This window comes from Micromonospora sp. NPDC047756 (assembly GCF_055587245.1).
Genome location: NZ_JBVJGQ010000003.1, coordinates 683,000 through 697,938 on the forward strand (window position 1 = coordinate 683,000; position 14,939 = coordinate 697,938).

Genomic DNA, 14,939 nt, shown 5'->3' on the forward strand with positions numbered 1-14,939 from the left:
GCCAGAGGATCAGCGGCGTCCCGAAACCGCGAGCAAGGAGCCTCTCCGTGACCACAGTTCTCGTCATCGGCGCCACCGGGCAGCAGGGCGGCGCCGTCGTCGATCTACTGCTCCAGCACGGCCACGAGGTCACCGCCTATGTGCGCTCACCCGAGTCGCCGCGCGCCCAGGCGCTGTCCGCCGCGGGAGCACGGCTCGTCGTCGGCGACCTGGGTGACCCGGTGGCGCTCGCCTCCGCCGCTCGCGGTGTCGACGCGGTCTTCGGGCTGTCCGTGCCGTTCGGATCCGGCGGAAAGGACGAGGAGATCGCCCAGGGTCGCCTCCTGGTCGACGCGGTGACCGAGTCGCACCTCGTCTACTCCTCGGTACGCGGTGCCGACCGGATGGTCGAGACCGACATCGACCACGCCGACAGCAAACAACGCATCGAGGCGTACCTGCGCGCGCGGGAGGTACGCGCGACCGTCCTCGGGCCGGTCTACTTCATGGAGAACGTCCTGAACACCGGGTTCAGCCGCCTCACCGACGGGATCCTGGCCAACCCGTTGTCCGGGGGCAAGCCGCTGGACCAGGTCACCGTCCGGGACATCGCCGGCCTCGCCGTGCACGCCATCGAGCATCCCGAGCGGTTCGTCGGCCAGCGGATCGACGTCGTCTCCGACCGGGTGACCGGCGAGGAGGCGGCCGGCATCCTCAGCGACGTGCTCGGCCGCGAGATCCCGTACCAGCAGCTGCCGTTGGACCAGGTCCGGCAGTGGGCCGGCGACGAGATCGCCGACATGTTCCAGCGCTTCGAGGGCAACACCGACTTCGTCGACGTCGACGCGCTGCACGCCACGTACCCCGACGTCGCCTGGCACCGCTACGCCGACTGGGCACGCACCGTCGACTGGGACCGGGTCCTCTCCGGTCGGACGAGCGGGCGATAACGCAACGACGCTACGCTGCCCCGCTCATCCGACTACCCTCGGTCAGGGACAGCTTGGTCGTGCCGGGCGCGACGCCCGGGAGGTGATATCGGATGGCCGCACCCGCCGACGCAGCGGTGCTGGTCGGCCTCGGGTCGGAACTCGACCTCCCGGTCGTCGAACAGGCCGCGCAGGAGGCCGCCGGACACGGCCGGCCACTGCACCTGCTGCACACCTTCGACTGGCGCGCGGCCTTCGCCGCGGACACCGTCGCCGCTCCCCGCGACCAGGCCGAAAAACTGATCACCCGCGCCGCCCAACTCGCCCACCAGACCGAGCCAGGGCTGACCGTACGCGGGGAGATCGTCGAGAGCACCATGCTGCCCACCCTCATCCGCCGCTCGGAGGGCACCTTTCTGCTGGCCGTCGGCGACAGCGGCATGGCGGGCAGCGGCCAGTGTGTTCCGGCCGATACGACAGCCGTGCAGTTGGCCGCACGCGCCGGCTGCCCCCTGTTGGTGGTTCGCCGTGAACCGCCACCGCAGGGCCCGGTGCTGGTCGGCGTCGACGGCTCCCCCAGCTCACACCTCGCCCTGCAGTGGGCCGTGCGGTGTGCGGCCCGCCGGGGAGCCCGACTGCTGGCGCTGCGGGTGGTCGAGTACGACGAGGACACCGACGCGGTCGCCGAGCAGCTCACCGAGGCACTGGCCCGGCACGCCGGGCGGGACCACGCCGTGCCGACCGAGTGTCGCGTGGTACGCGGCGACCCCGCCGACGTGCTGATCGACACCTCCCGTGACGCGCAGGTGGCGCTGGTCGCCGCCCGTGGCGACGAGCCGGGGCGGGCCATGCTGGGCGCGGTCGCCCAGTCCCTGCTCTACCACTCCCCGGCCCCGGTGGTCGTCGTCCGCGGCCTGGCCGAGGTGCCGCTGACCGGGCCCGGCGCCCGATCGGCACGGGACCAACGACCCTGACCCACGGCGTCCGCAGCGGCCGCGCCCGGTGCCGGACGCCCCACTCCAACCCGCGAGAGGCAGCATGATGGAGACCGCTCTCGACGTGCACCACGCCCTCAGCGACGACGAGCTGCGCCGGCTGGACGCCTACTGGCGCGCCGCCAACTACCTCACCGTCGGGCAGATCTACCTGCTGGACAACCCACTGCTGCGCGAGCCGCTGACCCCCGACGACATCAAACCCCGGCTGCTCGGGCACTGGGGCACCAGCCCCGGCCTCAACCTGATCTACGCCCACCTCAACCGGGTGATCGTGGCGCGCGACCTCAACGCCATGCTGGTCACCGGCCCCGGCCACGGTGGGCCGGCCATCGTGGCCAACACCTGGCTGGAGGGCACCTGGTCGGAGCGCTACCACGACGTGGCGCGCGACGAGGCCGGCATGTCCCGGCTCTTCCGCCAGTTCTCCTTCCCGGGCGGCATCCCCAGCCACGTCGCGGCGGACGTGCCGGGTTCGATCCACGAGGGCGGCGAGCTCGGGTACGCGTTGAGCCACGCCTACGGCGCCGCGTTCGACCACCCGGACCTGCTGGTGGCCTGCGTGATCGGCGACGGCGAGGCGGAGACCGGCCCGCTGGCCGGCAGTTGGCTCTCCGACGTGTTTCTCAACCCGGCGCGCGACGGCGCGGTGCTGCCCATCCTGCACCTCAACGGTTACAAGATCGCCAACCCGACGGTGCTCTCCCGGATCCCCGAGGAAGACCTGCTCGACCTCCTGCGCGGATCCGGCTACCAGCCGTACGTGGTGGCCGGTGACGAGCCCGCCCGGGTGCACCGGACCCTCGCCGCGACGCTGGACCGCGTGTTGGGCGAGATCGCCGAGATCCAGCGGCGGGCCCGCTCCGAGGGCGTCGTCGAACGCCCCCGCTGGCCGATGATCGTTCTGCGGACGCCGAAGGGCTGGACCGGCCCGCGTGAGGTCGACGGCACCCAGGTGGAGGGCACCTACCGCGCCCACCAGGTGCCGCTGTCGGGCGTACGCGACAACCCGGCGCACCGGGCCGAGCTGGAGCACTGGTTGCGCAGCTACCGGCCGGAGGAGCTGTTCGACGCGACCGGCGCGCCGGTGGAGGAGCTGCTGACGCTGCCGCCGCGCGGTGACCGGCGGATGAGCGCCAACCCGGTCACCAACGGCGGCGTGGTGCTGCGCGACCTGACCCTGCCGGACTTCCGCGACTACGGCGTGGAGGTTCCCGAACCGGGCACGCCGATCGCCGGCGCGACCGGGGTGCTCGGCCCGTGGATCCGCGACGTCATCAGCGCCAACCCGGAGACGTTCCGGCTGTTCGGCCCGGACGAGGTCGCGTCCAACCGGCTGGGCGCGGCGTTCGAGGTCACCGGCCGGGCCTGGGTGGCCGCCACCGTGCCCGGCGACGACCACCTCTCCCCCGACGGTCGGGTCATGGAGGTGCTCTCCGAGCACCTGTGCCAGGGCTGGCTGGAGGGCTATCTGCTGACCGGCCGGCACGGCGTGTTCACCAGCTACGAGGCGTTCATCCACATCGTCGACTCGATGCTCAACCAGCACGCCAAGTGGCTGAAGGTCACCCGGGCCATCCCCTGGCGGCAACCGATCGCCTCGCTCAACTATCTGCTCTCCAGCCACGTCTGGCGGCAGGACCACAACGGCTTCTCCCACCAAGACCCGGGCTTCATCGACCACGTCGTCAACAAGAAGGCCGAGGTGGTGCGGGTCTATCTGCCGCCGGACGCCAACACGTTGCTCGCCACCATGGACCACTGCCTGCGCAGCCGGCACTACATCAACGTGGTGGTGGCCGGCAAGCAGGCCGCCCCGAACTGGTTGACGATGACCGAGGCGATCCAGCACACCCGGCGTGGCCTGGGCATCTGGGAGTGGGCCAGCAACGACGGCGACACCGAACCGGACGTGGTGCTCGCCTGCTGCGGAGACGTGCCCACCCTGGAGACGTTGGCCGCCGCCGAGCTGCTGCGCGAGAACCTGCCGACACTGAAGGTGCGCCTGGTCAACGTGGTCGACCTGATGCGACTCCAGCCGGACACCGAGCATCCACACGGCCTGACCGACAACGAGTTCGACACCATCTTCACCCAGCACCGACCGATCATCTTCGCGTACCACGGTTATCCCTGGCTGATCCACCGCCTCACCTACCGCCGCACGAACCACGAGAACCTGCACGTGCGCGGCTACAAGGAGGAGGGCACCACCACCACTCCGTTCGACATGGTGATGCTCAACGACCTGGACCGCTTCCACCTGGTCATCGACGTCATCGACCGGGTGCCCGGGCTGGCCGCCGGTGCCGCGCACCTGCGCCAACGGATGGTCGACGCCCGGCAGGCGGCCCGCGACTACACCCGGCAGTACGGGGAGGACGACCCCCAGGTCGCCGAGTGGCGCTGGGTCCGCGAAACCGACCCGACCACCCCCTGAAGGAGGACGACGTGCGCGACGCGGAGATCCTGGTCGGCTACGACGGCTCCACCGATGCCTCGGTGGCCCTGAACTGGGCGATCGACGAGGCACGGCACACTGGCCAGCCGGTGCGGCTGGCGTACGTCTTCGAATGGCTGACGGTGGCCAGTTGGGTCGGCCCGGGCGTGGCCCCCGGCGTGTGGCCGGACGACACCGCCCGCCGGCAGGTCGACGACCTGGTCCGCGGGGCCGCGGCGGACGCCACGGCGGCGAACCCCGGGTTGACCATCACCGGCGAGGTGTACGACGGGCCGCCCGCGCTGGTGTTGCAGGAACGCTCGGCGGAGGCCGGGATGCTGGTGCTCGGCAGCCGGGGTCACGGCGGGTTCGGCGGCCTGCTGGCCGGGTCGACGGCGGTCTCGGTCGCCGCGCACGCCCACTGCCCGGTCGTGGTGGTCCGGGACGGGGCCGACAGAGCCCTGGCCGGCCCGGTGGCGGTCGGCGTGGACGGCTCGGACGCGTCGCTGGTGGCGCTCGGTTTCGCGGCCGAACGGGCCGCGCAGCGGCAGGTGCCCCTGCGTGTGCTGCACGCCTGGACGCCGGGCCCCGGCGGGGCGGCCGGGGTGCCCGACGAGCGGGCCGCCGTGGAGCAGGCGCTGGAGCCGTGGCGGCGGACGTTCGCCGAGCTGACCATCACCGTCGACCTGGTTCCGGCCAGCCCGGCGGCGATGCTGATCGAGGCGAGCCGGGACGCGCGGCTGGTCGTGGTCGGCAGCCGCGGCCGGGGTGGACTGGCCGGGATGCTGCTCGGCTCGGTCAGCCAACAGCTCATCCAGCACGCCGCCTGCCCGGTGGCGGTGGTCCGCGAACGCTGACCGTGTCGCGGACTGCGAGAGACGGTCAGGCAGCGAGCACCGTGGCCTCCAGCGTCGGGTCCAGCCCGATCGAGCTGCGGTGCGGTCGCCCGGCGCGCGGCGGAACCGCACCGACGGCCTTGAGCTGCGGGTAGTCGCCGTCGACGGAGCCCGGGTCGGCGTCCACCACCGGGGAGTCCTCGTGCAACCCCGCTGCGGCATGGTCGGTGTAGACCGACCCGCTGGACACGTACACGTAGTGACCGACCGTGTCGACCAGGGCGCGCGCGGCGTCGCCGGCGGCCCGCGGCGCACCGTCCCAGGTGTCCACAGCGACGTCCCACTCGCCGCCCGCCAGAGCGGCCAGGCCGTCCGGCGCGGTGCGGTCACCCCGCAACCGGTGTACGCCGGACGGCACCGTGCCGTGCAGCCCTCGGTTGAACACCGTCACCGACCAGCCGCGGCGCACCGCCTCGGCGACCGTCGCCCCGCCCACGAAGCCCGTACCACCGAGCACCAGCAGTCTCATGCGCTCCACCCTGCTGGCACCGGCCGGCGACGGGCAGCCCCGTTTGCCGACAGCGGATCTGCCCGTGGCAGAACCGGACGGCGCTGCCGTCGTTCACCTGTTGCCGATCGCCGACTCGGCCAGCGCGCTCCTGCGGCGCAGCAGCGCCGCACGCGCCCGACGGGCCGCCCGTAGGTTCAGGGCCGCCACCGCGCCGAGCAGGAGCACGACGCCCAGCAGCGCCGGCTCCAGTTCGTGTCGCAGCAGGCTGATGATCAGCGCGCCGACGCTGAATGCCAGCCAGGCCCCGACGCCGAGCCAACCGGCGACCACCCGATCCCGGGCGAACAGCGGAGTCCGTCGGGTCACGGCCCAACCACCGAACACCGCCCAGCACAGGCCGATCGCCACCAGGACGGCGAAGGCCACGTTGGTGCGCGTCGGCAACCCGGGCTCGGTGGCCCAGAGCAGGCCGATCAGGGCGCTGGCGGTGAGACCGGTGAAGGCCAGGGCCAGGTAGCCGACCCGCCTGCGCAGCGACAACGGCGCGTCCAGTCGCGCCAGCACCTCTTCCGGCGTCATGCCTCGTACCCCTTCCGCACCAGCTCGTGACGTAACAACCTGCGGGCCCGGTTGAGCCGCGACTTGACAGTGCCGACGGGTACGCCGCAGATCAGCGCGCACGCGTCCAGCGGCTGGTCCTCCAGGTAGAACAGCAGAAGCACCTCCCGTTCCCGGGCGGGGAGCGCCGCCAGCGCCCCGGCCAGCGTCTCCCGGTCGACGACCTCCTGCGCCTCGTCGCCGCCGGGCAGGTCGTCGACCGGTTCGGGCTCCGGGCGGGCGTACGCCTCCCGCAGCCGGTTCATCACCGCCCGGCGGGCGATGATGAACAGCCATGGGGTGAACCGGTCCGGCTGCCGCAACGTCGGCAGCCCCTTGACGACCGCCAACCAGATCTCCTGCACCACGTCGTCGTCGGACCCACCGAGCATCCGCCCGACGTACCGTTCGACCGCCGGATGCCAGCCCTGCACCAGCTCGGCGAACGCCTCCCGTTCGCCCAACTGGCAGCGGACCACCAGCAACTCATCGCTCATCGGCCCTCCTTCGCCTGTTCAGTCGGCGTGAAAGCCCGGCAGGTTCACGACCCGCCACAGCGAAAAACCGGCGTCGGCGGGTGGGGGGTCGCGACGGTAGACCCCCGCTCAGAATGCAGGAAAGCCACCCCGGGCATGGTCAACGAAGCCGCCGATTGCGAAACTGCTTCAATCTTCCTCAGCACAACCCGGACGGAGCAGGGAATGTCCAGCACCCCGCTGTCCCTGCCGCAGCCCTCCGCGCGGGCGCCCGAGTTCGGCCGCGACGCGCTCATCGTCTGCGAGAACCTGGTGCGGATCTACCAGACCGGTTCGATCGAAGTGCAGGCACTGCAGGGCCTGGACCTGGCCGTGGAGAGCGGTGAGCTGGTCGCGGTCGTCGGTGCCTCCGGCTCGGGCAAGTCGACTCTGCTCTCCATCCTGGCCGGCATCGACGCCCCCACCGCCGGGCGGGTCCGGGTCGAGGCATGGAACCTGCTGGCGATGTCCCGCGCCGACCGGGTGGATTACCGACGGCACACCGTCGGGTTCGTACGGCAGCAGACGGCCAGCAACCTGATCCCCTACCTGACCGCACGGGAGATGGTGGACCTGCCGATGACGGCGGCCCGAACCTCGAAGCGGGAACGCCGCGAGCGCGCGGGCGAGCTGCTGGACAGCCTCGGTGTCGCCGACTGCGCCGATCGCCGCCCCGGGCAACTCTCCGGAGGGCAGCAGATGCGGGTCGCGATCGCGGTGGCGCTGGCCAACCAGCCGCGGGTCCTGCTGGCCGACGAGCCGACCGGCGAGCTGGACGCCGCCACGTCGGCCGAGGTCTTCGCTGTGCTGCGCGACGTCAACCAGCGTTACGGCGTCACCGTCGTCGTGGTCACCCACGACCCGGAGGTCAGCGGTCAGGTCGAACGGACCGTCGCGATCCGGGACGGGCGCACCAGCAGTGAGGTGCTGCGCCGCACCACCACCGACGCGGAGGGCGACACGCACATGATCGCCGAGGAGTACGCCGTGATGGACCGGGCCGGACGGGTCCAGGTGCCCCGGGAGTTCCGCCAGGCGCTGGCGCTGACCCGGCGGGTCCGGCTGGCCCTGGAACCCGACCACATCACGATCCGCCCCGACTCGGGAAGCGGCGAATGACGAGCGAGCCGCTGCTGAGCGTGCGCGGCGTACACCGGCGCTTCCAGGCCGGGCCGACCGTCGTACACGCCCTGCGCGGCGTGTCGTTCGACGTGGCCGCCGGTTCGATGGTGGCGCTGGTCGGCCGGTCCGGCTCGGGAAAGACCACGCTGCTCAACGTCATCGGTGGCCTGGACCGCCCGGACGCCGGCACCGTGCACGTCGACGGCACCGACGTCACAGCGCTCGACGAGGACGGCCTGTCCCGGCTGCGACGCGAGAAGCTGTCGTACGTCTTCCAGAGCTTCGGGTTGATCCCGGTGCTGTCGGCAGCGGAGAACGTGGCTGCCCCGCTGCGGATGGCCCGCGTCGCCCCGACCGAGCGCGAGCGGCGCGTCGAACTGCTGCTGGATCTGGTCGGCCTGGCCGACCACGCCCACCAGCGGCCGGCCGAGTTGTCCGGCGGCCAGCAACAGCGGGTGGCGATCGCCCGCGCGCTGGCCGCCTCGCCCCGACTGCTGCTCGCCGACGAGCCCACCGGGCAACTGGACGCCGAGACCGGCCTGTCGGTGATGGCGCTGCTGCGCGGGATCGTGGAATCCGAGGGCGTCACGGTGCTGGTGTCGACGCACGACGCGGTGATGATGGCCCTGGCCGACCGGGTGATCCGCATTCACGACGGGCACCTCGACGAAGAGGCGGCCGGGCAGCCGTACGCACCCGTGCCGGACGTACGGTGACGCGACGATGAGGTTGGTCAGCCGGCGCGCCCGCGCGCAGTGGCCGTTGCTGGCAGCCCTCCTCGGGGTCGTCACGATCGGCGCGACCCTGCTGGGCACCTGCACCCTGCTCGTCACCCGCACCGCCGAGCGGGCGCTGGAGGTCGCCATGGCCCGCGCCGCTCCCGCCGACGTCGACGTGACCGTCTACACCGGCACCGTCGAGGGCCGCGACACGCAGTCCGTCGCCGCCGACACCCGTACCGTGGTGGCCTCCACGCTCGCACCGATCCCGGTGACGACAACCGCGCGGGCGTCGACGGTGCTGCGGGCGCTGCCGCCCACGCTCGCCACGGGCACCACCGTCCCACCGCAGGCCTACCTGTCGGGGCTGGACGACCTGCCGACCCGCGCCGAACTGGTCACCGGGCGCTGGCCACAGCACCCGGGCGACGCGGTGCTGCTGGAGTCCACCGCGCACCTGCTCGGCCTCACCCCCGGTCGCCGGGTACGCCTCGGCGCCGAGCTGGCCCACGCACCCGTCCCGGCCATCGACGTGACAGTCGTCGGTGTGGTGCGCCCCCTCGCGGGACGCGGCTGGGACCGGGACCCGCTGGCCGCGGCCGGCTCCGCGATGGGCTACCGGGACGGCCGGTTCATGCAGCCGGTCAACGCCTACGGCCCGTTCCTCGTCGACCTCGCCGACCTGGTCACCACCGGCGCCACAGTCGACCGGATGGAGGTCACCGCCCATCCGGACCTGTCCCACAACAGCCGCAGCGACCTGGAGACCGTGGCCGGGGCCGTCGACAACGCCGACCGCCGGCTGGCCGGCACCCTCGGCGAGCGCGTCCAGCTCGCACGGGTCGCCTCCAACCTGCCGCTGACCCTGCGGGCCGCCGACGACCAACGGCACGTCACCGCCGCCGTCGTACTCGCCGTCGCCGTCCTCGGCGGTGTCCTGGCCGCCACGGCACTCGTCCTCGCGGGCCGGCTGACCGCGGGCATCCGCGCCGACGAGACCACCCTGCGCGCCGCCCTGGGCGCCAGCCGTCGCCAACTCGCCGCCACCGCGACAGTCGAGGCCGGGCTCGTCGCCGCCGTCGCCGTCGCGCTCGCGATACCTGCCTCGTCGGCCCTGCACTCCGCTCTGACGCACCTGCCACCGCTGGACGGCGCCGGCCTGACCGTCCGGCCAGCCGTCGCCGGTGTCCAGGTCCTCGCGGTCGTCGGTGGCGCGCTGGTGCTCGCCGCCGTACTCACCGTCCTGGCGATCCGACCCGTCCCGGCGGCCGGCGAGCGGCGCACCCGCCGCGAACTGCTGGCCCGATCCGGCGCCGACCTGCTGCTCGCGGTATTCGCCGCCGTCGGGTGGTGGCAGCTGTACGCGCAGCCCACCACCGCCAGCCCGCGCGCCGACGCGGTCCGGGTGCTCGCGCCGGCACTGCTGCTCACCGCAGGTGCCGCCCTGGCCCTCCGGGTGGTACTCCCCGCCCTGCGCGGTGCCGACCGGCTGGCGTACCGCGCCCGCGGGCTGGCGCTTCCGCTGGCGGTCTCCGAGGCTGCCCGCCGACCACAAGCCGTAGCCGCCGGGCTGCTCGTCGGGCTGGCCTGCGCGGCCGGAACCTTCGGCCTCGCCTTCGACAGCACGTGGCACCAGTCGCAACGCGACCAGGCCGCGCTCTCCGTGGGCACCGACCTGGCACTCACCCTCAGCACGGCGCCGGTGGCCGGAGACGGCGCCGTCGTCAGCGCGGCCACCACGGGAGCCGTGAGTCCGGCCCTCGACCGTGGCACCACGGTCGGTCAGTGGCTCGGCACCGCCGGCGACGCGCCGCGTCTGGTCGCCGTCGACACCACCCGCGCCGACGCGCTGCTGCGCGGGCGGCTCGACAGCGAGCGCGGATGGGCGGACGTCGGCACCGCGCTGGCACCACGCACCCGGGTCACCGGCCTCGCCGTCCCGGCCGGCGCCCCGCTCGTACTGAGCGGAACCGCCTCCGGCGGCACCCCGCTCACCGTGACGCCCACACTGCTGCTGCAGGACGCCACCGGCCTGCGCACGACCTGCACCGGTCCCGCCGTACCACTCGACGGTCGGGAGGTTCGGCTGCCCGACTGCGCGTCGGCCGACGGACTGCGGCTCGTCGCGGTCGCCCTGCCGATCGCCGCCGACCCGGTCGGCGGACGCGTCGCCGTGGCCGTCACGCTCACCGTGCCGCCCGCCGGCTCGGCGGAGAGGTCCTCCGACGGGTCGGACTGGACCGCCACGTCCGCGCCGCCGGTCCCGGGCAGGTTGGTCGACCCGACGGTCATGATGTCCGCCACGCCGACGGGAACCGCGCTGCGGATGGCCACGACAGTCGACCTCGCCGGCGCCGACGACGCCGCCCGGACCCTCGTCGCCACCGCCTTCCCGGACCCCGGCCCGGTGCCCGTCGCCGTCTCCGACCACTTCGCCAGCGAGGTCGGCGCCGATCGCGGCAGCACACTCAGCGTCACGGTCGGCATCACGCCCGTTCCGGTCGTCGTCACCGAGGTCATCCCGACCGTACCGTCCGCCCCCGGCGCCGCCGCCGTGCTGGCCGACCTGGACACACTGTCCCGCGCACGCGTCGTCACCGGCGACCTGACGTTCCCGGTCGACGCCTGGTGGGTCGGCCACCCGGCCGAGCCCGGTGCCGCCGAGCGGGCCACCGCCCTGCACCTGGGCACCGTCACGACCCGCGACGCGGAGACCGCCCGTCTCACCGACGGCCCGCTGAGCGCCGGGCTGCCGGCAGCTCTCCGGCTCATCGTCCCGGCCGCCGCACTGCTGCTGCTCGCCGGCGTCGTCCTGCACGTCACCTGTGATCTGCGGGTCCGCGCCGTCGAGGTGGCGCGGCTGCGCGGCCTGGGGATGTCCCGACGCGACACCCGGGCCGTGCTGCTCGGCCAACACGCCGGTGTACTGCTGCCCCTGCTCGCGGCGGGCACGGCCGTCGGCGCGCTCGCCACCCACGTCGTCGCTCCCCTGCTGGTGCGCTCCGACACCGGCGCCGCGCCCGTCCCGGTCGCCCAACCGCACTGGCCGTGGCCGGCCGAGAGCGCCCTGCTCGCCGTCCTGCTGGCCGGATGTGTGCTGGCGGTCGCCATCGTGGTCACCGTCCAGGTCCGCCGGGCCGATGCCGCGCACCTGCGGGTGGCACCGTGAACCGGTGGTTGACCCGGCGGTGGCCGACGCCGCACTGGCCCAGCGTCCGTGGCCGTGGCCGTAGCGGCGTCGGGCCGCTGCTGCTCACCGCCGCCGTGATCGCGACGGTCGCGCTGCTCGCCGGGGCCGTACCGCCGCTGCTCCGCGCCGCCGCCGACGACGCCGTCCGGGACACGGTCCGCGACGCCGGCACCGACTCGAACGTCCTGGCACACGCCGACTGGGAACGCGACGACGGACCGACCGGTGGTCGGGTCCGGATGCCCAACCTCGCCGAGGCGGTCGACGCCTTCCTCGCCCGAACGACATCCGCGCTCGGGCCCGACCTGGACGCCGCGCTGCTGCCGCCCGTCACCGTCGTCAACGGCCCGATCCTCAACATCACCGACGGCAACGCGCCGCGTACCTTCCAGTTCACCTACCTGGCCGGTGACCTCGGCGGCCCGGACGTCACCTGGATCGCCGGCAGCCCGCCCGGTCCCACCGTCTCCGACCAGTACGTCGAGGTCCCCTACGACGGGCCCCCCTGGCCGGTGCAGATCGGCCTCTCCGAGGCGGACGCCGCCGCACTCGACCTCGGCCCCGGCGATCGGATCCCGGTCAAGGACGGCGAGGGTCGCGACAAGGACGTCCGGGTCAGCGGGATCTACCGACCCGCGGACAGCGCCGACCCGGCCTGGCGACTCGCCCCGGCACTGCTGCGTCCCGTACCCGGCGCGGACGGCGTCGGGACCACCCGGTTCAACGGCCTGCTGTCGGGCGAGTCGTTACCGGACGCCCGGCTCGCCGTCGACGAGGACCAACTGCGACGCACCGTCCACTTCGCACCCGGTCCCGACGCGCTCACCTCGGACTCCGCGACGGCGCTCGCCAGCCAGGTGGTCAAGCTCAAGGCGACCTCCGGCGCGTCGAGCGACCGCGACCAGTCCCTGAAGTGGGAATCGCAGCTCGACGCCGTCCTGCGCGACGCCCGTACCCGTAACAACGCCGCTGCGGCGCAGGCCGCCGTCCTGCTCGCCGGGGTACTCACCGCCGCGGTGCTGGTCCTGCTGCTCGCCGCCGACCTGCTGGTCCGCCGCCGCGCCCCGGTGCTGAGCATCGCCCGGCAGCGTGGGGCGGCGCTCCCCGACCTCGGCGCGGAACTGGTCATCGAGTCCGCGGTGGTGTCCCTGTCGGCCGCCGCCGTCGGGCTCGCGCTCGCGCGCGCTGCCGCTGGAGGCGTCGCCTGGACCTGGGCCGTTCCCGTGGTCCTGGCCGGCGTGGTCGCCGGGCCGGCGTTCGGCACCCTCGCCGCCGCCCGCGCCAGCCGTGACCGACGCCAACCCGCCAACCCCGCCGCTCGGCGTTGGATCCGGGCCACCGGCCAGCTGCGCCGCGCCGCCGTGGAGGGCGCTGTCCTGATCGCCGCGGTCGCCGCCTTCGTCACACTGCACCAGCGTGGGCTCCTACCCGTCGCCGCCGACGGCGACACCGGTGAACTGACCGGCGACCTCATCCTGCCGGTCAGCGCCCTCGCCCTGGGCGCGCTCGTTGGCGCGCTCGGCCTGGTCCGGCTACTGCCCCTCGGGGCGCGGTTCGCGCTCCGGCAGGCCCTGCGCTCACGCCGCCCCCTGGCCGTGTTCAGTGCCTCCCAGGCGACCACGACGGCCGGACGCGCGCTGCCCCTGCTGGTGCTGGTCAGCACCACGGCGCTCGCGTCGTTCGCGCTCATCCTCGGCACCACCGTCACCAGGGGCCTGACCGACGGCGCGTGGAGCACCGTCGGCGCCGACGCCCGCCTCGACGTCGGCGCGGACGCCGCGACCGCCACGCCCGCACTCGCCCAGCGCATCGCCGCCGCACCCGGGGTGGCACAGGTCGTCGTCGCGCAGGTGACCGACTCGGCACGCGTCTTCACCGAATCGACACTGCTCACCCCGCGCCTGGTCATCGTGGACGCCACCGCGTTCCAGCGCCTGCTGGCCACCACCGCGCTGCCTGACGCGCCGGCGCTGGCCCGGCTCACGGCCCCCGGCCCGAGCCCCGGGGAGGTCCCCGCACTGGTCCGCTCGACATCCGGCGATCTGCACACCGGCTCGCGGCTGCAACTCCCCCGCGACGACGCCCCGGCGATCCGTCTCGCCGCCGTCGGCACCGCTCCCTCCGTCGGCGGCGTCGACGACGTCGTCATCGTGGACGCCACGGCCCTTGCCCGCGCCGGGCTGCCCGCCGTCGCGAACACCATCTGGGTGACCGGTCCCGGCGCGGGACGGGCCGTGTCGAACACCGGAGTCGCCTCCGACGTCGTGCTGCGTACGGACGTCCTGCGGGCGCAGCGGGTGGCTCCGCTGACGGCCGGGCTGGTACGGCTGGCATGGACAGCTGCCGCGGTGCTGCTGGCGCTGGGGTTGCTCGGCCTCACGCTGGCCGCCGCCGCCGGTGCGTCGCAGCGGTGGCAGACCCTCACCCGGCTGCGGACCCTCGGTCTGCGGCCACGCGACGTCCGCTGGGTCGCCGCCGGGGAGTTGCTCCCGCCGGTCGTGGTCACCGCGGTGTGCGGCCCGCTGCTCGGGGCCCTGCTCGCACGCCTGACGCTGGGCCCGCTCGACCTGCGGCTGCTCACCGGCCAGGCCGCCGACCCGGCGGCGGCCCGACCGTGGTGGCTGCTGGGCCTGCTGAGCGTGGCGCTGCTGGCGGCGGCGGCCACCGTCGTACCCGTCGAGTCGGCGCTGCGGCGACGTGACCGGCTGAGCGAGGTACTCCGCGCCGGCGAATGACCGCTGGCCACCCATGAAGAAAAGGCCCGTCGCCGGATTCCGGCAACGGGCCTTCTGATCGCTCCGTGTGGATGGTGGGCGATACTGGGTTTGAACCAGTGACCTCTTCCGTGTCAAGGAAGCGCGCTCCCACTGCGCCAATCGCCCGTGGCGGCCCCGTGGGGCACATCGCGAGCGGACGACGGGATTCGAACCCGCGACCCTCACCTTGGCAAGGTGATGCGCTACCAGCTGCGCTACGTCCGCACGTCCCCGGCGAGCGCCGGCGACAGGTGAACTCTACCCGATGCCAAGATCGCTTCGAACGGCACCCTGGGCGGTCGCGGTTGCGCTGGTCCCGCCCGGGGTACTGATGGGCACGACAGCGCACC

10 protein-coding genes, 2 tRNA genes and 1 pseudogene are annotated in these 14,939 nt (G+C 73.7%); 8 read left to right on the top strand and 5 right to left on the bottom strand.

The genetic code is table 11. The annotated features are described in order from the left end of the window. Positions 1-47: 47 nt before the first annotated feature. The 4 genes from ACZ6NZ_RS12510 to ACZ6NZ_RS12525 all read left to right on the top strand — a co-directional run bounded on the left by ACZ6NZ_RS12510 (position 48) and on the right by ACZ6NZ_RS12525 (position 5,200). A complete protein-coding gene (locus ACZ6NZ_RS12510; RefSeq protein ID WP_465858294.1) occupies positions 48-929 on the top strand; it encodes an NmrA/HSCARG family protein in 882 nt (293 codons plus the stop codon). A gap of 92 nt (positions 930-1,021) precedes the next feature. Continuing rightward, a complete protein-coding gene (locus ACZ6NZ_RS12515; RefSeq protein ID WP_465858296.1) occupies positions 1,022-1,882 on the top strand; it encodes a universal stress protein in 861 nt (286 codons plus the stop codon). A gap of 67 nt (positions 1,883-1,949) precedes the next feature. After that, entirely contained in the window at positions 1,950-4,343 is a 2,394-nt protein-coding gene (locus tag ACZ6NZ_RS12520) for a phosphoketolase family protein (protein WP_465858425.1), read from the top strand. Positions 4,344-4,354: 11 nt separating this feature from the next. Next, entirely contained in the window at positions 4,355-5,200 is an 846-nt protein-coding gene (locus ACZ6NZ_RS12525) for a universal stress protein (RefSeq protein ID WP_465858298.1), read from the top strand. Positions 5,201-5,315: 115 nt separating this feature from the next. Here the strand turns inward: ACZ6NZ_RS12525 and ACZ6NZ_RS12530 are convergent. From ACZ6NZ_RS12530 to ACZ6NZ_RS12540, 3 genes and pseudogenes are all read right to left on the bottom strand, one after another. Further along, positions 5,316-5,708 (bottom strand): annotated as a pseudogene (locus ACZ6NZ_RS12530) (Rossmann-fold NAD(P)-binding domain-containing protein); the annotation flags it as partial. Between the two features lie 93 nt (positions 5,709-5,801). Further along, entirely contained in the window at positions 5,802-6,269 is a 468-nt protein-coding gene (locus ACZ6NZ_RS12535) for a hypothetical protein (RefSeq protein WP_465858300.1), read from the bottom strand. After that, complete coding sequence (locus ACZ6NZ_RS12540; protein WP_366607314.1) at positions 6,266-6,784, bottom strand: RNA polymerase sigma factor; 519 nt, start codon at positions 6,782-6,784, stop codon at positions 6,266-6,268. Before ACZ6NZ_RS12540 ends, ACZ6NZ_RS12535 begins: the two co-directional genes overlap by 4 nt. 204 nt (positions 6,785-6,988) lie before the next feature. Here ACZ6NZ_RS12540 and ACZ6NZ_RS12545 point away from each other — a divergent pair, with 204 nt between their 5' ends. From ACZ6NZ_RS12545 to ACZ6NZ_RS12560, 4 genes are read left to right on the top strand one after another with little or no spacing between them, the layout of a single operon-like run. Continuing rightward, complete coding sequence (locus ACZ6NZ_RS12545) at positions 6,989-7,921, top strand: ABC transporter ATP-binding protein (protein ID WP_465858302.1); 933 nt, start codon at positions 6,989-6,991, stop codon at positions 7,919-7,921. After that, on the top strand, positions 7,918-8,640 hold the full coding sequence (locus tag ACZ6NZ_RS12550; RefSeq protein ID WP_465858304.1) for an ABC transporter ATP-binding protein: 723 nt from the start codon (positions 7,918-7,920) through the stop codon (positions 8,638-8,640). Before ACZ6NZ_RS12545 ends, ACZ6NZ_RS12550 begins: the two co-directional genes overlap by 4 nt. 7 nt (positions 8,641-8,647) lie before the next feature. Next, entirely contained in the window at positions 8,648-11,812 is a 3,165-nt protein-coding gene (locus tag ACZ6NZ_RS12555) for an FtsX-like permease family protein (RefSeq protein ID WP_465858306.1), read from the top strand. Continuing rightward, positions 11,809-14,568 carry an FtsX-like permease family protein gene (locus ACZ6NZ_RS12560; RefSeq protein ID WP_465858308.1) on the top strand — a complete coding sequence of 920 codons (2,760 nt, stop codon included), beginning with the start codon at positions 11,809-11,811 and terminating at the stop codon, positions 14,566-14,568. Before ACZ6NZ_RS12555 ends, ACZ6NZ_RS12560 begins: the two co-directional genes overlap by 4 nt. 72 nt (positions 14,569-14,640) lie before the next feature. Here the strand turns inward: ACZ6NZ_RS12560 and ACZ6NZ_RS12565 are convergent. Together ACZ6NZ_RS12565 and ACZ6NZ_RS12570 are read right to left on the bottom strand one after the other, a co-directional pair. Beyond that, positions 14,641-14,715, bottom strand: a tRNA-Val gene (locus ACZ6NZ_RS12565). Positions 14,716-14,741: 26 nt separating this feature from the next. Next, a tRNA-Gly gene (locus ACZ6NZ_RS12570) sits at positions 14,742-14,814 on the bottom strand. Between the last annotated feature and the right edge of the window lie 125 nt (positions 14,815-14,939).